This is a genomic window from Sphingobium sp. EM0848 (assembly GCF_013375555.1).
Taxonomy (GTDB): domain Bacteria; phylum Pseudomonadota; class Alphaproteobacteria; order Sphingomonadales; family Sphingomonadaceae; genus Sphingobium.
In genome coordinates this window covers 614364-632500 of the sequence record NZ_JABXWB010000005.1, presented here as the reverse complement: position 1 = coordinate 632500, position 18137 = coordinate 614364, and the positions used below count along the sequence as shown (strand labels likewise).

Here is an 18137-nt window from a genome sequence, read left to right as displayed (position 1 = left end):
GGAGCCATAGGTGAAATACCACCCTGTTGTTTTCTGATGTCTAACCTCGCACCGTTATCCGGTGCAGGGACCCTCTGTGGCGGGTAGTTTGACTGGGGCGGTCGCCTCCTAAAGAGTAACGGAGGCGCGCGATGGTGGGCTCAGGACGGTTGGAAACCGTCTGTTAGAGTGCAATGGCATAAGCCCGCCTGACTGCGAGACTGACAAGTCGAGCAGAGACGAAAGTCGGTCATAGTGATCCGGTGGTCCCTCGTGGAAGGGCCATCGCTCAACGGATAAAAGGTACGCCGGGGATAACAGGCTGATGATTCCCAAGAGCTCATATCGACGGAATCGTTTGGCACCTCGATGTCGGCTCATCACATCCTGGGGCTGGAGCAGGTCCCAAGGGTTTGGCTGTTCGCCAATTAAAGTGGTACGTGAGCTGGGTTCAGAACGTCGCGAGACAGTTTGGTCCCTATCTGCCGTGGGCGTCGAAATTTGAGAGGAGTTGACCCTAGTACGAGAGGACCGGGTTGAACATGCCTCTGGTGTACCTGTCGTCCTGCCAAGGGCGCAGCAGGGTAGCTATGCATGGACGGGATAACCGCTGAAAGCATCTAAGCGGGAAGCCTCCCTCAAGATAAGATTTCTTCGAGCGGTCGTAGACCACGACCTTGATAGGCCGGATGTAGAAGTGTGGTAACATATGGAGCTAACCGGTCCTAATTGCTCTGATCGCGCCTGAGAGTCCCACCATCAATGACAACACTGGATACCCCAGCGTCAGACGATGTGGTGATAACCCAGACCAGATACGAATTTGCACGGAAACATCGATTGAAACCCAAAGCGCAAGCTTCATTGCTTGGTGACCATAGCGTCTGTGACCCACCCGATCCCATCCCGAACTCGGCCGTGAAACCAGTCTGCGCCGATGGTACTGTGGCTCAAGCCCCGGAAGAGTAGGGCGTCGCCAGGCATTGCAGCTCGCGCTTTGATACAAATACCCATCACAATAGAAAAACACAGGGCGGCCCCAAAGGCCGCCCTTTTTTGTATCACAAGCAGCGCACGGGCGGATCCTGGTGATACCGGTCGTGCTCCATGCCCGTTCGGTCATCTGTTTGCGACAAGCCGCAAACCTTCCATATCACATATTGTGATCTGCCCGTAACCAACCTCAATCAGCCCGTCCCGCTCGAATGCGGACAAATGGACATTGATCGTCTTGCGCGTGACACCGATCATTTCACCAAGCAATTCTTGACTGAGCCGGATGATCGGGGCTGGCCCCGGAATGGATTCGTGGTGGCCGCCAGCCGCCGCGATCAAGCGAGCAGCGATGCGCTCGCGGGGGCGCAATGAAATCACTTCCGCCGCCATGCGGACCGCGCTCCGCATATTGACATAGGCGAAACCGGCAATCGCCCGCCAGATTTCCGGACGGCTTTCCGCCACCCGATTCAGCGCGCTTTCTGAAATCTCGAGCAGGATACTGGGTTCTACGCAGACGGCGGTAACGAGCCGGGGCCCACCACTGAACCGCGTGGCATGGCCAAGTACTGATCCTGCCTCGGCAAGGCCGATCATCACTTCCCGATCGCCCGGCGCCGCGCAATAGGAATGGAAAACGCCCTCGATCACCACGAACAGGCCGCTGCGGTCGTCGCCTTCCGCCTGGGCCCATTCCCCGACATTCAGCCGCACCAGCTTGCCCGCAGCCAACAGGCTCTCGGCCAATTCGCGCGGGTAGTCCTTCAGCCATTCGGCTTTCCGGAGCACGTCAAGCGCCAAACCCCGTTCATCATTTTTCATTTGGCAATCGTAACTTCAGTGACAGTTCGTTGCCAGCAGCTTCGTTAGGCTTGTTCCCAGCATAATGAAGGAGCGGATGGACCATGGCGGTGGCGGATGAAAGCCGGGTGATACGGATCGGCGGGGCAACGGCGTCCTTTTCCGATACCGCCCTCTCGGTGCCTCAGTTGCTGTCCGACGGACGGCTCGATTATCTGATCTTCGACTATCTCGCCGAAGGATCGATGGGCATTTTCGGCCGAATGCAGAACGCCGACCCGGCTGCCGGCTATGGTGCCGATTTCCTGACAGTGCATGTCGGCCCTTATCTCCACGAGATTGCCACGCAGGGCCTCAAGGTTGTCGCCAATGCAGGCGGCGTTAATCCGGGTGGGCTTGCGGCGGCGCTCGAACGGATGATCGCTGAAGCAGGCCTGTCGCTGACTGTGGCCTATGTCGAGGGTGATGATCTACGTGATAGGCTGGAGGAACTGCGAGCAGCCGGCCATCGCGACATGTTCACTGGAGCGTCCTTCCCCGAAAACATCATCAGCGCCAACGCCTATCTCGGCGCGTTCCCGATCGCAGCGGCGTTGGCGAAGGGCGCCGACATCGTCGTCACAGGCCGGGTGGTGGACAGCGCGGTGGTGCTGGGACCGCTGATCCATGAATTCGGCTGGGGGGCAGATGATCTCGATCTGCTGGCCGCGGGTACGTTGGCCGGCCATCTGCTCGAATGTGGCGCGCAGATCACCGGCGGCACCTTCACCGATTGGCGTGACGTGCCCGACTGGGCCAATATCGGCTTTCCCATCGGCGAATGCCACGCCGATGGCAGCGTCGTGATCACCAAGCCGGAAGGAACCGGCGGGCTGGTGTCGGTCGGCACGGTCGCCGAACAGCTTTTGTACGAAGTCAGCGATCCGGCGGATTATATCGTCGCCGATGTGCGCTGCGACTTCAGCACCGTAAAGCTGGAACAGGTCGGCAAGAATCGTGTGCGAGTGAGCGGTGCGCGCGGGCGGCCACCGACCGACAGCTATAAGGTGTGCGTGACGTTCGACGGAGGCTGGCGCAGCATCGCCTATCAGCCGATCATCGGTGAGGACGCGGCAGAAAAGGCGCAGCGGCAGGCAGAGGCCCTGTTCGTACGGGCACGACAGTTGTTGCGGGCACGGAATCTGCCCGACTTTTCCCTGACCGACACGGTTCTGATCGGCGGCGAAACCAGTTTTGGCGCGCATGGCCGACAGGGCGGGACGCGGGAATTGATCTGCAAGCTGGTTGTCGATCATCCGGACCGGCGCGGTGCGGAAATCTTTGCACGCGAACAATGGGCGGGCATTTCGGGGATGTCGGTCGGCACATCGATCAACCTTGCCACCCATATATTGCCGATGACGGGTACGTTCCTGTTCCTACTGGACAAGCAGTTGGTGACGGCGCGGATGACCTTTACGGGCGTCACGCAGGATGTGGCGGCGGCGGCGGGCGAACCGGTTACGGCGGACATAAAAGCTGGCGGGGTTGCGCCGTCCGTCCCAGCCGAGCGAGGCGCCGTTGCGGTTGATCTGGTCCGGCTGGCCTGGGCACGCAGCGGTGACAAAGGTCAATTGTTCAATGTCGCTGTCATTGCGCGCCAGCCCGAATATCTCCCCTATTTGCGCGTCGCGCTGAGTTCTGAAGCGGTCAGCGATTGGTATCGGCATCTGGGCCTCGACGGCGAAGCGCCGCGCGTTGACCGTTATGACGTACCTGGCTTCCATGCGCTCAATTTCGTGCTCCACGATGCGCTCGCCGGTGGGATCAACGCGAGCACGCGGCTCGACCCAGCCGCCAAGGGCATGGCGCAAATGCTGCTGCGCTTCCCGGTGCCCGTCTCCGCCGCGCTGGCGGCGGAGTTGGCTGGTGCCGCTCCATCGAAGAAGGAAATGGAACATGGCTGATTATTCCTATCTGATGAAGGGGATCGAGAAGGTTTCGACCGAGAGCAGCGTGCTGGTCAGTTCGTCCCGCTATCTGAACGATGCGCGGGTACGCGATTGGGTGGCGACGCATCTGTTGCGGCGGAACGGTCCCGATATTCCGACGCCATCGGATTCGATCCAGCTCGTCCAGATCCTGCGCGAGGTGCAGGACATAGACCATATCAACGCGCTCTTCGCGGCCGAACGGCAGAAGAATTCCGCGCTCGATGCGTGGTTCAAAGCAGGCTTTGTTTCGACCTTCACTCTCGATGACCTGAAGGATTACGGTCCGGAGACGGTAGGCGGCATCTTCTACGCACAACTCACCGACAATAATCTCCAGGTCGATATCGTGCCGCCCTTCACACCGCGCAATGACTATGAATATTTCCAGCTTCGCGCCGGGCAGACCCATGATCTGGAACATATCCTTGGCGGGGGCGGGTTCGATTTTATCGGCGAGCTGGTGCCCTATTATATGCGGCTGACCAATTTGTTCGTCCATATGAGCCCTGAATTGGCAGGTGAACTGTCCGCTTTTTCCATCCTTGGGTCCACGCGGATCATCACGCGCGCGGTGCTGCATTATCCCCAGACCTGGCTGATCACCCAGAATGCGGTCGAACGCGGTGCAAAGGTCGGCCGGGAATCCGCGCCGCTTTATTTGATGCACTATGAAGATGTACTCGGGCTGACGCCGGAGGCCGCGCGCGAGGCGCTGGGTATCAAGGGCGTCCAACTGGCCGATACGGCCCAGGCGTCGGCCCAATGGCGCTAGACTTCAGGAGAGACTGATATGGCCAAGGTGCATGTGCAGGACGGCGCCGCGAATCTGTGGACTCCGATCCGCTCGGTCATCGGACCAGAATTGCGCGAGCGAATGACCGACGGAGAGCTGCTGGGCGAATTCAAGCCGCATGACCGCGGTAATCCCGATGGTCTGGAACTGCTCGAAATATATTATCCTCCCAATGCCGTCATCACTGTCCATGCGCATGAAGAAGATGAAATCATCTATGTCGTCGACGGCGGCATTCGCTTGGGTGAACGGCTGTACCCCAAGGGATCGTCCGTGTTCGTCGCCCGCCAGACGCTCTACGGCTTCGAGGCGGGACCCGATGGCTTGCATATGGTGAATTTCCGCGCACGTGCGGACCATAGCTTCATCACCCGGCAGGAATATCTCGCTGGACGAAGGAAGAAGGGGCTGGCGTCTGAAGAGACGCCTGACCGGGAGCAGGTCTGATCGCCGGGCGCGTTCGGACGCCCACGGCTTTCAGCACAATGTCGTGAACATAAATTGAGGAAAGTCAGCATGGAAATGTCGCAGCGCCGCATCCCCACCCTCGAAGAGCTGAGCCCGATGCCGGGGCGCTACCCGCTGATCCCCGATCTGTCCGCGCGTCAGGAACTGGCCCTGTTGTGCCGGACACTTCACCGGGAAGGCTATGACGATCATATAGCCGGACATATCACGCTGGCAGAACAGGACGGCACCTTTCTCGTCAATCCCTGGGAGCTTGCCTGGGATGAACTGACCGCTTCCGACATGATCCGCGTGGACGCCAGCGGACGCGTCATAGAGGGTGACTGGAACGTTACGCCCGCCATCGGACTTCATCTGGCTGTGCACCAGCGTCGACATAATCTGCGTGTCGTCATTCACAATCATTCACGCTGGGGTTCGATCTGGTCGGCGTCCGGCCGCGTTCCGCCGGTTTACGACCAGACATCGGGTCATGTCGATGAAGACCCGGCATTTTACGACGAATATGCCGGGACGGTCGATGGCGCAGAAGAAGCGCAGGCCGCCGCCGAAGCTCTTGGACAGGGAAAATGGGCGCTGTTGAAGAACCATGGCGTGTTCATCGTCGCCGACAATATACGCCAGGCGCATCTTCGCGCGATCACGCTGGAACATCGTTGCCGACTGGCCTGGCATGTCGAGGTGCTGGGTGAAGGTCAGCCGATCACCAATCCCGAAGTCCTTCGTGTCGCGCAAATGTCCGACCCGATGGGCTTTCCTTTCCTTTGGGAGGCCATGGCGCGACGCGAAATTCGTCTCGATCCGTCCGTACTCGACTGAACGCCTCTCCGCTCGGGATGGTCGACCGATATCGCGTCGATGATGAGGCTGTTACGATCCTGGCGCTTCGTCACCAGCGAGAGGCCGGTTGCAGCTATTGTTATCACCACTATCAGTTCGCCATCGCTGTACCGGATCAGGTGCCGCAAAGGGACCCCGACGCAGATCGCATCGTTATTGCTGTTCCCGCGCTTCTGGCGCAAATGGGAATTGGGAGAGATCGATGTGAAAAATGCATTGCGGAATCTGCGACGTATTCGCCATGTTGTAACGCTCGCCAGGCGGGGCAGCTATGCCCGCGCGTCGATCGACTTGAACATGAGCCAGTCAGCTCTGAGCCGCAGCATCCAGTCAATCGAAGCGGATCTGGGGTTCGAGATATTCACGCGCGCCCACAGGGGAACATTGGTGACCGCGCCGGGCGCGATCTTCGTGCGCGAGGCGTCTGCCTTTCTCGCGGCGGCGGACAATATGGAATATGCGCTACGTGGCCTTGATGCTCGCGCGCTGGACACGATTGCCTTCGGGATCGGGCCGTTGCCCGCGAGCGTGATTCTGCCGCATCTCTTCATAGATGAACTCACGGATGAGCCTTCGCTGCGGATCAACAGCCACATCCAGCAAGGGGTCATGCTGCTGGATTTGCTCGACCGCAAAGAGATCGAGTTCGCGATCTGCGCCAGGGAGGCGATCGAGGACCGTCCGGATCTGCATATCGAGCAGCTTTTCCTGCTTCCTGTTACCCCGCGCGCCAGAGCAGGTCATCCGCTGTTGGGCAAGCAGGATGCTGCCGAGGCGGATCTACGCGCCTATCCCATGATCGGCGGGACAATATCGCCCATGGCGCGCCGCGCAGTGATCCTGACCGGAGCGTTTGCCTATAATCCGCTCATCGCATGCGACAATTATCATCTGCTTGCAGATGTGGTGCGCGCCACCGATGCGATTTGCATCTTTGCGACAAGTTTCAAGACGGATGGACTCGGCGTGATCGACTGCGCCGAGGAAGCGGCGCCCCGCCAGATTCCCATCATGCTTGCCCGTCCCCGCGGAGAGCCGCTGTCCCCGAAAGTGGTGGCGCTGGTTGACCGGATAGCAACCATCGCGACGGGACTTCACTCTGATGGACGGTAATTTCAGGACCTAGTTGTTTAGTCCCGGCATTTGATGGTGCCGATCGACCAGTCGGTGCAGATTCCCAAAAACGATGCATTTTGCGCATCATTTTCATCCGGCAAACGCGTTGGACGGAGGCAGGCTGCACGGGTTAGCGGTACCTTGGAGAGTGGGACCAAGGACAAGGCTGATGAACAACCCTACCGGCATTTTCTTTTTGATCGCGACTGCTGCGATCCTTTTGGCGGAAATCATCGCCGGACGACACCGCAAGGCCTATCAGGGTCGTGAAATGCTGGTGACCGGAATGTGCGCGGCGATCGGGTTGGCGATCACACGGCCAGCCAGCGCATTGCTGGCTTCCTGGATCTTTGCCGACTTGTTGCCCCGCTATCATGGCGCGTTGGCGCACTTGCCCTTCTGGCCGTCGCTCATTGTCATCCTGTTCATCACTGAGTTTGGTTTCTACTGGACTCACCGCGCTGCCCATGCATCGCGCAACTCACGCTTCAAATGGTTCTGGGGGTTTCATCGCACTCATCATTCCGGCAAATTCATGAACGTTCTGCTGAACTTTCGGGTGCTACCCATATGGTCGTTCATTGTGCCCAACACCTGGATCTGGGGTCTGGCCGTCTATCTGGGTCAGGGGCCCGCAACGGCTGGCGTCATTGTCATCACAACCGTCTGGAACCTCGTCACCCATAGCAACTTCCGATGGGATGATGCGATCCGTCGCCATGCCACCTGGGGACCAATCATGCGTGGGTTCGAGCATATCATTGTGACACCGGGGATCCACCACACCCATCATGGTTATGGCAAAGACGGCGCATCTTATCGCAACTATGCCGTTATTCTGTCGCTGTACGACTGGATGTTCGGCACGCTTCACGTCCCAATGGGTCGACCGACAAAATATGGCTTGCCCGGTCCCAACACTGATCACTGGACACAGGAAGTCTTCTATCCTGTCAATCTATTGATCAAGCGAAAGCGTTGAGAGGCTCAAGCCCGTGCGTCTGCATCTTGCCTAAAGTGCCCCCCGATAGGCAGTCTGACTTACGGAAATCCGGGCAGGCTGCGCCACCGCAACGCCCCGTCCACGACCAACCTCACCGCCTCAAGCTTGAACTCACGGCTGAACTTCCGTCTTTGCATTCCTTTTCTTTGATAGGTGGAAATACCTTATCCTGTCCGCCAAACCGGCAGCAGGCCAAAGCGAACATTCGATGATGTGGGTGAGTTAAGCGAAGGCGGCTTCTACAAAATATAAACCGAAAACAGACTGGCAAGATTGCGCCCTCGTTCCTCGCCTGCGAATCACATCACACCGCCGATAACCCGCTGGTCCGGTTCGGGATTGGATAGCAGCCCAGCGGCAGGCGAGCAGAGTTCTCCGTTGATTGATGCGTGCCTCGGGTGAATTGCATCGTTTTGATGTGCCGGTGGAGCGATTACGGAGCTTCTCCGCACATTGTGCCAGTTCAGGCTACGCATATCCTCGCGAATGAATTGCCTTGGGACGCAAGAAATATATGTGTCTGGTTGCGACACATCATTGGGACATGGTAAGCAGCGCTATTGCGGATCACGCATGGCGCTTTGCTGCTCTTGTTGATGAGGTTTTGTGATGGTGCAGATACATCCCCAGGCCCGAACCACGCCTGTTGTGCGGGCGGAAATCGCTCGTTCTACCGAGTCTGCCAGTGTCGTCGCAAAGCGCTATGGCATCAGCGACGAAACCGTCCGCAAGTGGCGCAGACGCGGCGAGAAGGAGGTCCAGGATCGCTCAAGCCGGCCCAAGCGCCTGGCTTGGTGCATGTCCGAGGAAGAGCGCGCCATCATCTGCGCTGTGCGCAGGTCGACTGGCTTCGCCCTGGATGATCTCACCTTCGTGCTCCGGCACTTCCTGCCACACCTCAATCGCGACAGCATCTATCGGGTGCTCAAGGCCGAGGGGCTCAACCGCCGCCCACCCAAACCCACGACGCAGCCGCGCAAAGGGCAAGGCCGCTTCAAGGACTATGATCTGGGCTTCGTCCACATCGACGTAAAACATCTGCCCAAGCTGCGTACCGCGGACGGTGAGATCCGCAAGCGCTTCCTCTATGTAGCCATCGATCGCTGCTCACGGTTCGTCCATCTCGACGTCTACGACGCCGAGAATGCCGCCAACGCTATCACCTTTCTCAACGCCGCTAGGAAGGCGTTCCCTTTCCGCATCACCCATGTCCTGACCGACCGGGGATCCTGCTTCACCGCCGACGATTTTGAACGCACTTGCGCCAAGATCAAGGTCACTCATCGCAAGACAAAACCCTATACACCCCAGACAAATGGCATGGTCGAGCGCTTCAACGGCCGCATCGCCAGCGAGGTGCTGGGCATCAACGTCGCCGGCCACGCGGATCTCGAAATCCTGTTGGCCGGCTTCAACCGCGCCTACAATCGACGACGACAGCGCGCGCTCCAAGGCAGCTCACCACGCCAGAAGGTGGAGGAACGGATCGCACTGGCACCCGCGCTCGCCAATCCTCTTTACAAACCGTCGGTACCGGACGATCTTATGACTAAAGTCGACGACATCTTATATTATGCCAATGATGTGTCGCAACCAGACATTACAGAAGATGACCTTATCTGTGGCGTCGAGGATAAGAGTGTAATCCGGACTGGCCTGGAGGATGGTTCGGTTCAAAGATTCGCTGCGCTCGAGGTCGTTCAACGCCGTCATTCTCGACACCATCAACCGGTGCAATGAGAAGGAGGCTGAGAACATGGTCAGGAAGAAGACGGGCAACTGCACACTGATGATCGGCATGACCGGATCGGCCGTCATCGTCCCGGCGACGGCGCAGGGCAGCAACGTCAAAAAGACCATGATAGCAGCCAGTCTCGGCGTACCAAAATTCCTGAAGCATATACCGCAGACCATGGCCGCGGCCGACAGGCACGCGATGGTAGCCAGAACCCAGTCGCCACTGGTGAGGCAAAGAAAGGTGCCCAAGCCGACCGAGGCTGCCCATGCGCAGGAAAGCAACGCTGCCAGCAGTCGCGGGGGCGTTTGCTCCATACGGATGGCTCGTCGTCCATGAACGACTACAGCCAATCGGATCATCCCCAGCGTGATCTCGAATATCAACCATCCAAGGAATACGGACGACGAATGGCGTGATGTCGCGACTGCTGCAACCGCAGTGATATTCAGGATACCCCCGAGGAAGATCGGAATCGATGCGAAAAGGCCGTTCATCAATTGAGACGCGATGGCCTCCGGGACCACCAATCGTGAACCCAGCAGCCATTTCGTCAATCTATCAACAGGCACTTTTTCCAAACGCATTTCAAATCGGACTCGTCCTACTGCTTTGAAATTTAGCGGTTAATAGTTAACAACTTCGCCAAACAGGAACATTTGGATCGGCTGCGCCCGGTGCTGGCCGGCAGCGAGGATCTCCGGTCTCTTCCCTGATCGTTGACCTTTCGGTCATTCCAGACGCGTTTTGCAGTGCTTGAAACTGGACATTCGTTCAGGCAATCACCTAAGGAACCCAAGTTGGCTACCCTTCCATCTGACGGGCGAAGTCGCGCGCAAATTGGCCCGGTGCGCAGCCTAGCCGTCTGCGGAAGGCCGTGCTGAAGGCGCTCGCGGATTCATAGCCGATCTGGTCGGCGATCCGGTCCAGCGACTTCGTCCCGCGCGCCAGTGCGTCCTTGGCTAACGCCATCCGCCAGCGCGCCAGATATTCGATCGGCGCACAGCCGACCGTGTCGCCAAAACGCGCCGCGAAGGTCGATCGGGACATGCCGGCGAGGCGCGCCAGTTCGGCCACCGTCCTGCTTTCCCGGACATCGGCATGGATCGCGCGCAGCACACGGGCGAGCGCCGGGTCGCGCAGGCCTTTCAGCAGACCCGCTGGCACCATCTCGCCATCCAGTCCGTGCCAGCGCAACGCTTCGACCAGAAGCGTTTCGAGCATGCGCTGGATGATCAGTTCCTTACCGGGAAAATCGGAGACACATTCCTCTGCCAGCAGCTCGATGAGGCGGCCGAAACGGGTCGTGCGGCCCAGCGATGCGGGGATATGGATCAGGTCGGGCAGCAGCGCGAGCAGCAGTGGTGCATTGATCCGCTCGAAGGTAAAGCTCCCGCCCAGCGACACGAAGTCGGGCTCACCATCCTGCTCGCCATGCCGGACAGCATCATTTTGCGGCTCGACCTGAGAACGGCGGTGCAAAATTAGACCACGGTGGCGGCGGCGAAGTGCTGCTGCGGGCGGCGTAAAAGTCGTCCACTTTGCCTTCTTTGCGCGAGCAGGGAGGGCGTGGAGATATATACCGTGGATCTTTACCTGAAGGTGCGTCTTGCTTGCGCGGGCGGCATGAGCCAGCGTGAGGCGGCGAAGCATTTCAACGTATCGCGCGACACGGTCCGCAAGATGCTGTCGTATTCGGAGCCCCCCGGTTACCGCCGGACGGCGGCGGTGCGGCGGCCCAAGCTGGAAGCGTTCGTTCCGATCATCGATGCATGGCTTGATGGTGACCGTCAGGTTCCGCGCAAGCAGCGTCATACGGCGAAGCGGGTATTTGACCGCCTTCGCGAAGAGCACGGTTTCACCGGCGGCTACACGATCATCAAGGATTACATCCGACAGCGCGAGCAGCGCAGCCGGGAGATGTTCGTGCCGCTGGCGCATGCGCCCGGCCATGCCCAGGCAGATTTTGGTGAGGCCATGGTCGAGATCGGCGGTGTTGTGCAGAAGGCGCATTTCTTCGTGCTCGATCTACCGCACAGCGACGCCTGCTACGTGCGCGCCTATCCCGCTGCCGTTGCCGAGGCATGGATGGACGGCCACGTGCACGCCTTCGCGTTTTTCGGCGCGGTGCCGCTGTCGATCGTCTACGATAACGACCGCTGCCTGGTCTCGAAGATCCTGCCCGACGGCACGAGGCAGCGCGCCCGGCTGTTCAGCGGCTTCCTGTCGCATTACCTGATCCGCGATCGTTACGGCCGTCCCGGCAGGGGGAACGACAAAGGCAGTGTTGAAGGGCTGGTCGGTTATGCTCGCCGCAACTTCATGGTGCCGATCCCCCGGTTCGCGACGTGGGAGGCGTTCAACCTGTGGCTCGAGGAGCAATGCCGCAAGCGTCAGAACGACCGGCTGCGGGGCGAGAGCGAGACGATCGGCGAGAGGCTGAAGCGCGATCTGGCGGCGATGCAGGAACTGCCGGCTGCCCCGTTCGAGGCTTGTGACCAGACCAGCGGCCAGGTCTCGTCGCAGGCGCTGGTGCGTTACCGGACCAATGATTACTCGGTGCCGGTGCGCTTCGGCCATCAGGAGGTATGGATCCGGGGCTATGTCGGCGAGGTGGTGATCGGCTGCCGGGGCGAGGTCATTGCCCGTCATGTGCGCAGCTACGAGCGCGAGGACGTGATCTTCGATCCCATCCATTACCTTCCCCTGATCGAACAGAAGATCAATGCGCTCGATCAGGCAGCGCCCCTGCAAGGCTGGCACCTGCCCGAAGCGTTTGCAACGCTGCGCCGCCTCATGGAAGCTCGTATGGGCAAGCATGGTCGGCGCGAGTATGTGCAGGTGCTGCGTCTGCTGGAGAGCTTCACGCTTGCCGATCTGCATGCGGCCGTAAAGCAGGCTCTCGATATCGGGGCGATCGGCTTTGATGCCGTGAAGCATCTCCTGCTGTGCCGGGTGGAGCGCCGACCACCCCGATTGGACATGGCGATCTATCCCTATCTGCCCAGAGCCAGGGTGGAGACGACATCGGCGCGCTCCTACATGCAGTTGCTCTCGGGCGATGCGAAGGATGCGGCATGAGCAGTCCGTCCCCCGAGCTGTTACTGGCCAGCCACCTCAAGACGCTCAAGCTACCAACCTTCCTGCGCGAGCATGACAAGCTGGCCCGGCGATGCGCGGCCGAGGGCGCAGATCACGTCCGCTACCTTGCCCGGCTTGTCGAACTGGAGCTGATCGACCGGGAACGCCGGATGGTCGAGCGCCGGATCAAGGCTGCGAAGTTCCCGGCCGCCAAGAGCCTCGACAGCTTCGACTTTGCCGCGATCCCCAAGCTCAACAAGATGCAGGTGCTGGAACTGGCACGCTGCGACTGGATCAACCGCCGCGAGAACGTCATAGCCCTTGGTCCCTCGGGAACCGGCAAGACCCATGTGGCGATCGGCCTCGGCCTTGCCGCCTGCCAGAAGGGCCTGACGGTCGGCTTCACCACCGCGTCCGCGCTGGTCAGCGCGATGATGGAGGCACGCGACGAACGCCGCCTTCTGCGCCTCCACAAGCAAATGGCCGGATACAAGCTCCTCATCATCGATGAACTGGGGTTCGTGCCGCTCTCGAAAACCGGCGCGGAACTGCTGTTCGAGCTGATCTCGCAGCGTTACGAGCGCGGCTCGACGCTGATCACCAGCAACTTGCCGTTCGACGAGTGGACCGAAACGTTCGGCTCCGAGCGCCTGACAGGCGCGCTCCTCGACCGGCTTACCCACCACGTCTCCATACTCGAGATGAACGGAGAGAGCTATCGTCTGGCCCAAAGCCAGGCGCGCAAGGCACGCTCCAACCCCTGACAGAAAAGACCATCCGTGTGTTGGCGACCCCCACTCGGGCTACGCCCTCGCGGCGCTCGCCAGCACACGGATCACCCGGCCTGATTTTGCGCCGCCCAATGGCCGACTTTTACTCCGCCGTTGACAGGGCCGTCGGTCGGCCGCAACGACCGCAAGCAATATCGCTATGTCGGCGGGCTTGAGGGCAAGTTCGGCGGAAGCTGGAGCTGGGACGCCTATTTCCAGCATGGCCAGACCGATTTCCTCAACGGCGACTATAGCAACAACCCCATCACCGCCAATTTCAACAAGGCCGTCGACGCCGTGGTCAACCCGGCGAACAACCAGATCGTCTGCCGTTCGACGCTGACCGACCCGACCAACGGATGCGTTCCGCTCAACGTTTTCGGCACCGGCAAGAGCACGCAGGCGGCGCTGAACTATATCTACGGCACGTCGCTGCAGACCATCACCATCAAGCAGGACGTGGCGGCAGCGTCGCTGCATGGCGAGCCTTTCTCCACCTGGGCCGGTCCGGTGTCGATTGCGCTTGGCGGTGAATGGCGGCGCGAATCCTACCGGGCGGCCACGACCGCGCTCGACCAGACCAACGCCTTCTTCCTGGGCAATTTCCGTCCCTCCAACGGCCATTATAATGTGAAGGAGGGCTTTTTCGAGACGGTCGTGCCGCTGCTCAAGGATGTGCCCTTCTTCCGCGAGGTCGATTTCAACGGGGCGGTGCGCTATACCGACTATAGCCTGTCGGGTAATGTCACGAGCTGGAAGCTCGGCCTGACCTGGGACGTCGACAGCCAGCTGCGCTTCCGCGGCACGCGCTCACGCGACATCCGCGCGCCCAATCTCGCCGAACTGTTCCAGGCCGGCAACAACCTTAACCAGACGATCAGCGATCCGGTCCTGAACAGAAGTTACAGCATCCAGCAATTCGCCGCGGGCAATCCCAATCTGGTTCCCGAAAAGGCCGATACCACCGCGCTCGGTGTCGTCTATCGCCCCAACTGGCTTTCCGGCTTCGCCGTGTCGGTGGACTATTTCGATATCAAGATCGACAAGGCGATCTATTCGAACACCGCGCAGGCGGTGATCAACCTCTGCCAGGGCGGCGACGCGCTGCAATGTTCGTTCATCACCCGCAATGCCGCCAACCAGATCACGCTCGTCAAGCTCCAGCCGCTCAATATCGGCGGCGAGGCGACGCGCGGCGTCGATTTTGAGGCGAGCTATCGCCGCAACCTGTCCGACCTTGTGCGCCACTGGAACGGCACGCTGGGGCTGCGCATGGTCGGCACCTATGTCGACCGCCGCACGGTGACGATCGGTGGCGTGACCACCGAATATGCCGGGCAGAACGCGAATTTCGACCAGAATTCGCAGGCCGTTCCCAGCTGGCGCTGGCTGGCGTCCGCCACCTATGATTCCGATCATTTCACCGCGACCCTGACCGAGCGTTTCATCAGCGCGGGCAAGCTCAACAATGGCTGGGTGGCAGGGGTCGACATCGACCGCAACCATGTGCCGGCCGTGTTCTACACCGACCTGTCGCTGGGCTTCAAGATTCCGGAGTTCGGCAAGGGCGCTCAGGTCTATTTCGCGGTCCAGAACCTGTTCGACAAGGACCCGCCAGTCGCACCCATTTACGGCGCCACGGGGTTCCTCGGCACCGGCACCAACGGTTATCTCTACGATGTCATCGGCCGGCAGTTCCGTGCGGGCGTGAGGTTCAAACTTTGACCGCCTTGGAGTCTTCGGATGGGGGGATGAACGACAGCGTCCAGGTCCTGATCGTCGGTGCCGGTTCCGCCGGGCTGACGCTGGCGATCGACCTGGCCCGCAGGGGCGTGGCGTTCCGTTTGATCGAGCGGAGCACGGAACCCTTCGCCGGGTCGCGGGGCAAGGGACTCCAGCCCCGCACGATCGAGATTTTCGAGCAATTGGGGATGATCGACGCTTTCCTGGCTGCCTCGGCACCCTATCCGCCCATCGTCAACTATGGAAAGGGCGGAGAGGAGCCTCAGCGGGTTCGCGGCGAAGTGGAGGCAAAAGCCGGTGAGCCTTATCCGCAATCGCTGATGATCCCGCAATGGCGGACCGAGGCGATCCTGCGCGCCCGGCTTGCCGAACTGGGCGGCCGGGTCGAATTCGGCGCCGAGTTGCTCGATTTTGCCGAAACCGGGGGCGGGGTGCAGGCCCATGTCCGTAGCGGGGATGGGGAAGAGATCATTGCCTGCTCCTGGCTGGTCGGCACCGATGGTGCGCGCAGCACGGTGCGCAAGCAGTTGGGGATCGGTTATCCCGGCGAAACGGGCACGTTCCGCATGCTGGTCGCCGACCTGCCGGTCGCCAATCTGCCCGCCGATGCCTGGCATCGTTGGCCCAGGGCGCCGGGCGGGCAGTTCGCGCTCTGCCCGCTCGCCGGGACCGACAGTTTCCAGCTTTCGGCCGAACTCATCGATGGTGAGGAACCGGAGCGCAGCCGGGAGTCGATTCAGGCGATGATCGCGGCGCGGACCGGCGATGCTTCGCTGGTCGCCGGAGAGCTCAGCTGGACGTCGATCTACCGGGTGAACTTCCGCCTTGCCGACAGCTATCGGCGCGGCCATGCCTTCATCGCGGGGGACGCCGCCCATGCCCATCCGCCGACCGGCGGGCAGGGCCTCAACACCAGCGTGCAGGACAGCTTCAACCTCGGCTGGAAACTCGCCGCCGTTCTGGCGGGCGCGGACGAGGCGCTGCTGGACAGCTATGAGACCGAGCGGCGGGACATCGGCGCCGGGGTGCTGGATATGAGCAGGGGCCTGCTGAGCGCCATGACCGACAAGGCCGACATGCATCGCGGCCGGGCCACGCTGCAACTGGACCTCCATTATCGCGCGTCGCCGCTGACCGCCGAACATCGCGCAAAGCCCGGCGGCATCCGCGCCGGCGACCGCGCGCCCGATGCCGCGATCCTCGATCCGGTGGGGACGGCGATCCGCATTTTCGACCTGTTCCGCCATCCCGGTTTCATCCTGCTGGCGGTCGGCGGATCGGCGGAGATCCCCGCGTCCGTCGATGTGCATCTGCGGGTGGTCGAGGTCGATCGCGGTCCCGCTTCCTACCGGGATGCCGGGGGAGAGCTGCGCTGGAACTATGGCCTGACCGGCGACTGCCTGCTTCTGGTACGCCCGGACGGCTATATCGCGGTTGCCGCCGATGTGGATCGCGCCGACCTGATCGAAGACTGGTTCTGCCGCTGGATCGAAGCGGCGCGGGCGGCGGCATGACCACAGGCTTGATGCGCTGGGTGGCGACGGAAGCCGGGGGCTGCCGGTCGGCTCCGGACCGCGAGCGGATTCCGTTGAATGGCCTGCTGCTCCAGGCGGGGGAACGCCCATCGCGCTCTCTCTATCTGTTCCTGCGCCCCGCCGGTGCCTGGCACCTGATGCCGCTGGAGGAAGCCATAGTCGCGCGCGGGATCGATCTGCTGACCGTTTCCACCCGCTATGCGCGCAATGAGGCGCTGGCGGTGGTGGAGCGCAGCCTGCTGGATGTCGGCGCCTGGGTCCGCTTCGCGCGCGAGACGCTGGGCTATGCGCGCGTCAATCTGCTTGGCTGGAGCGGGAGTGGCACGCTGTCGGCCTTTTACCAGGAGCAGGCGACCCGGCCGACGATCGTGGAGACGCCGGATCACACGCCGCTGCGGTTGGCGGAGGCGGGGCTTGAACCCGCCGACGGGCTTGTCTTCCTGGGTGCCCACACATCCCGCGCACGGATGCTTGCCGACATCATCGATCCTGCGGTGATGGCGGAGGAGGCACCGGGCGAGCGTGATCTCGCGCTCGACCTCTATGGCGAAGGCGTGCCTGCACCTCCCTATGACCAGGCCTTCCTGGCGACCTATCGGGCCGCACAGCGTGCCCGGATCCGTCGCATATCCGCGCTTGCATGGGAGCGGATCGACGAGGGGCGGCTTGACCCGTTCATCGTGCCGGGCACCATGGCCGATCCCCATTTCCTCGATCCGACGATCGATCCCAACGGCCGTCCCGCGGGCCGTTGCTGGCTGGGCGTGCCGCAAGCCGTCAACCAGTCGCCCGCCGGTATCGCCCGCGTCACGACGCCCGAAGCATGGCTGTCGCAATGGTCGATTGAGGACAGCAATGTCGATGCGGTCTGGTCGGTCGCAGCGATTGGCAGTCCGCTGCTGGTGATCGAGAATGGCGCGGACGATGCCGTGCCGCCGGGGCATGTGCGAGAAACCTTCGCGGCCGCCATGTCCCGCGACAAACGCTATCTGACGATCCCGGGAGCAAGCCACAGCTATGCAGGCCAGCCCGATGCGCTGGCGTCGGTTGCCGACGCCGTCTGCGCCTGGGCCAGTGAAAGGCACTGACCATGGGCTTGACGCCTGTGAGGTGCCGCTCGGGCACTATGAGGGTAGGCGCCTCTCCGATGTTCTCCGACGCACCCGTCACCCCCCAGCCTGCCAATGCGCGCCGCTTCGGCGCCAGGGGCAATCGGCCCCGCATCACCGCTATTGCCGCGCGCTGCGCCATCCACCCAGCCTTCATCGCCGCTGACGTCTGTGCGCAGGCGGACGCAGAATAGG

At 61.3% G+C, this 18137-nt stretch carries 15 protein-coding genes, 2 rRNA genes and 2 pseudogenes (1 of these 19 only partly in view); 16 read left to right on the top strand and 3 right to left on the bottom strand.

The genetic code is table 11. The features are described from left to right. Together HUK73_RS21150 and rrf are read left to right on the top strand one after the other, a co-directional pair. A 23S ribosomal RNA gene (locus HUK73_RS21150) occupies positions 1-728 on the top strand (it extends 2063 nt beyond the left edge of the window). 118 nt (positions 729-846) lie between these two features. Beyond that, a 5S ribosomal RNA gene (rrf, locus tag HUK73_RS21145) occupies positions 847-961 on the top strand. 137 nt (positions 962-1098) lie between these two features. Here the strand turns inward: rrf and HUK73_RS21140 are convergent. Continuing rightward, a complete protein-coding gene (locus HUK73_RS21140; protein WP_369805589.1) occupies positions 1099-1764 on the bottom strand; it encodes a Crp/Fnr family transcriptional regulator in 666 nt (221 codons plus the stop codon). 116 nt (positions 1765-1880) lie between these two features. Here HUK73_RS21140 and HUK73_RS21135 point away from each other — a divergent pair, with 116 nt between their 5' ends. The 6 genes from HUK73_RS21135 (at position 1881) to HUK73_RS21110 (ending at position 7948) form a co-directional block, all read left to right on the top strand. Beyond that, positions 1881-3722, top strand: coding sequence for an acyclic terpene utilization AtuA family protein (locus HUK73_RS21135; RefSeq protein ID WP_176593802.1), 1842 nt, complete (start codon positions 1881-1883; stop codon positions 3720-3722). After that, positions 3715-4521 (top strand): Coq4 family protein, encoded by an 807-nt coding sequence (locus tag HUK73_RS21130; protein ID WP_176593801.1) that lies wholly within the window; start codon positions 3715-3717, stop codon positions 4519-4521. The genes HUK73_RS21135 and HUK73_RS21130 overlap by 8 nt, the downstream gene beginning before the upstream one ends. 18 nt (positions 4522-4539) lie before the next feature. Next, a complete protein-coding gene (locus tag HUK73_RS21125; protein ID WP_176593800.1) occupies positions 4540-4989 on the top strand; it encodes a cupin domain-containing protein in 450 nt (149 codons plus the stop codon). Positions 4990-5058: 69 nt separating this feature from the next. Continuing rightward, positions 5059-5829, top strand: coding sequence for a class II aldolase/adducin family protein (locus tag HUK73_RS21120; protein ID WP_255326472.1), 771 nt, complete (start codon positions 5059-5061; stop codon positions 5827-5829). A 39-nt stretch (positions 5830-5868) separates the two neighbouring features. Beyond that, positions 5869-6963, top strand: coding sequence for a LysR family transcriptional regulator (locus HUK73_RS21115; protein WP_176593799.1), 1095 nt, complete (start codon positions 5869-5871; stop codon positions 6961-6963). Between the two features lie 172 nt (positions 6964-7135). Then, positions 7136-7948 (top strand): sterol desaturase family protein, encoded by an 813-nt coding sequence (locus HUK73_RS21110; protein ID WP_176593798.1) that lies wholly within the window; start codon positions 7136-7138, stop codon positions 7946-7948. A 69-nt stretch (positions 7949-8017) separates the two neighbouring features. Here HUK73_RS21110 and HUK73_RS26940 read toward each other — a convergent pair. Further along, positions 8018-8106, bottom strand: a pseudogene (locus HUK73_RS26940) (transposase); the annotation flags it as partial. 472 nt (positions 8107-8578) lie between these two features. On the opposite strand from HUK73_RS26940, the pseudogene HUK73_RS21105 reads away from it, so the two are divergent. Beyond that, a pseudogene (locus HUK73_RS21105) lies at positions 8579-9568 on the top strand (IS481 family transposase); the annotation flags it as partial. Between the two features lie 157 nt (positions 9569-9725). Next, a complete protein-coding gene (locus HUK73_RS21100; protein WP_176593797.1) occupies positions 9726-10043 on the top strand; it encodes a hypothetical protein in 318 nt (105 codons plus the stop codon). Positions 10044-10508: 465 nt separating this feature from the next. Here the strand turns inward: HUK73_RS21100 and HUK73_RS21095 are convergent, their stop codons facing one another. After that, positions 10509-11357 carry an AraC family transcriptional regulator gene (locus HUK73_RS21095; RefSeq protein ID WP_176593796.1) on the bottom strand — a complete coding sequence of 283 codons (849 nt, stop codon included), beginning with the start codon at positions 11355-11357 and terminating at the stop codon, positions 10509-10511. Here HUK73_RS21095 and istA point away from each other — a divergent pair. The 6 genes from istA (at position 11289) to HUK73_RS21065 (ending at position 18136) form a co-directional block, all read left to right on the top strand. Next, complete coding sequence (gene istA / locus HUK73_RS21090) at positions 11289-12785, top strand: IS21 family transposase (RefSeq protein ID WP_082430708.1); 1497 nt, start codon at positions 11289-11291, stop codon at positions 12783-12785. The genes HUK73_RS21095 and istA overlap by 69 nt on opposite strands. After that, on the top strand, positions 12782-13549 hold the full coding sequence (gene istB / locus HUK73_RS21085; RefSeq protein ID WP_054944222.1) for an IS21-like element helper ATPase IstB: 768 nt from the start codon (positions 12782-12784) through the stop codon (positions 13547-13549). Before istA ends, istB begins: the two co-directional genes overlap by 4 nt. Positions 13550-13669: 120 nt before the next feature. After that, positions 13670-15280, top strand: a complete 1611-nt coding sequence (locus tag HUK73_RS21080) for a TonB-dependent receptor domain-containing protein (RefSeq protein ID WP_176593795.1) — start codon at positions 13670-13672, stop codon at positions 15278-15280. 26 nt (positions 15281-15306) lie between these two features. Next, the gene (locus HUK73_RS21075; protein WP_176593794.1) at positions 15307-16812 is read left to right on the top strand and encodes an FAD-dependent monooxygenase; all 1506 of its coding nucleotides are present in this window, start codon (positions 15307-15309) and stop codon (positions 16810-16812) included. Continuing rightward, positions 16809-17921, top strand: coding sequence for an alpha/beta hydrolase (locus tag HUK73_RS21070; protein WP_176593793.1), 1113 nt, complete (start codon positions 16809-16811; stop codon positions 17919-17921). Before HUK73_RS21075 ends, HUK73_RS21070 begins: the two co-directional genes overlap by 4 nt. 59 nt (positions 17922-17980) lie before the next feature. Next, complete coding sequence (locus HUK73_RS21065; RefSeq protein WP_176593792.1) at positions 17981-18136, top strand: hypothetical protein; 156 nt, start codon at positions 17981-17983, stop codon at positions 18134-18136. Position 18137: the final 1 nt, after the last annotated feature.

Coding starts and splice junctions, on each gene's coding strand:
- HUK73_RS21125 (WP_176593800.1), top strand. CDS start 4,540: ATGGCCAAGGTGCATGTGCAGGACGGCGCCGCGAATCTGTGGACTCCG.
- HUK73_RS21095 (WP_176593796.1), bottom strand. CDS start 11,357: ATGCTTCGCCGCCTCACGCTGGCTCATGCCGCCCGCGCAAGCAAGACG.
- HUK73_RS21115 (WP_176593799.1), top strand. CDS start 5,869: ATGATGAGGCTGTTACGATCCTGGCGCTTCGTCACCAGCGAGAGGCCG.
- HUK73_RS21130 (WP_176593801.1), top strand. CDS start 3,715: ATGGCTGATTATTCCTATCTGATGAAGGGGATCGAGAAGGTTTCGACC.
- HUK73_RS21120 (WP_255326472.1), top strand. CDS start 5,059: ATGGAAATGTCGCAGCGCCGCATCCCCACCCTCGAAGAGCTGAGCCCG.
- HUK73_RS21065 (WP_176593792.1), top strand. CDS start 17,981: ATGTTCTCCGACGCACCCGTCACCCCCCAGCCTGCCAATGCGCGCCGC.
- HUK73_RS21070 (WP_176593793.1), top strand. CDS start 16,809: ATGACCACAGGCTTGATGCGCTGGGTGGCGACGGAAGCCGGGGGCTGC.
- HUK73_RS21075 (WP_176593794.1), top strand. CDS start 15,307: ATGAACGACAGCGTCCAGGTCCTGATCGTCGGTGCCGGTTCCGCCGGG.
- istB (WP_054944222.1), top strand. CDS start 12,782: ATGAGCAGTCCGTCCCCCGAGCTGTTACTGGCCAGCCACCTCAAGACG.
- HUK73_RS21135 (WP_176593802.1), top strand. CDS start 1,881: ATGGCGGTGGCGGATGAAAGCCGGGTGATACGGATCGGCGGGGCAACG.
- HUK73_RS21110 (WP_176593798.1), top strand. CDS start 7,136: ATGAACAACCCTACCGGCATTTTCTTTTTGATCGCGACTGCTGCGATC.
- HUK73_RS21100 (WP_176593797.1), top strand. CDS start 9,726: ATGGTCAGGAAGAAGACGGGCAACTGCACACTGATGATCGGCATGACC.